General features: G+C 72.2%; 1 protein-coding gene. It reads right to left on the reverse strand.

The window, feature by feature from the left end:
• Nucleotides 1–558 (reverse strand): hypothetical protein (locus ACLQ24_RS30140; protein WP_425895121.1); only part of this gene is annotated, 558 nt, incomplete at both ends.

The following is a 558-nucleotide window of genomic DNA, read 5'->3' on the forward strand; positions in this document are numbered from 1 at the left end:
GGTGATCGTCGTGAGGGCGGTTTCCAGGGCGGGGGCGATCGTGGTCGTTCCGGTCCGCCGCGTGAGGGTGGTTTCCGCGGCGGCGACCGCGAGGGTGGTTTCCGCGGCGGTGACCGCGAGGGTGGTTTCCGCGGCGGTGACCGCGAGGGTGGTTTCCGCGGCGGTGACCGCCGCGAGGGCGGCGCGTCCCGTGAGGGCGGCTTCCGTGGTGGCGACCGCCAGGGTGGTTTTCGTGGCGGTGACCGTGACGGTGGTTTCCGTGGTGGTGATCGTCGTGAGGGCGGTTACCAGGGCGGGGGCGATCGTGGTCGTTCCGGTCCGCCGCGTGAGGGTGGTTTCCGCGGCGGTGACCGTGAGGGTGGTTTCCGTGGCGGTGACCGTCGCGAGGGTGGTTTCCGTGGCGGTGACCGTCGCGAGGGTGGTTTCCGTGGCGGTGACCGCGATGGATCGCGTCCGGGCGCGCCGCGTGAGGGCGGCTTCGGTGGTGGTGATCGTCGTGAGGGCGGTTTCCAGGGCGGGGGCGATCGTGGTCGTTCCGGTCCGCCGCGTGAGGGTGGT

The sequence above is a fragment of the Micromonospora sp. DT4 genome (assembly GCF_049841675.1).
Taxonomy (GTDB): domain Bacteria; phylum Actinomycetota; class Actinomycetes; order Mycobacteriales; family Micromonosporaceae; genus Micromonospora.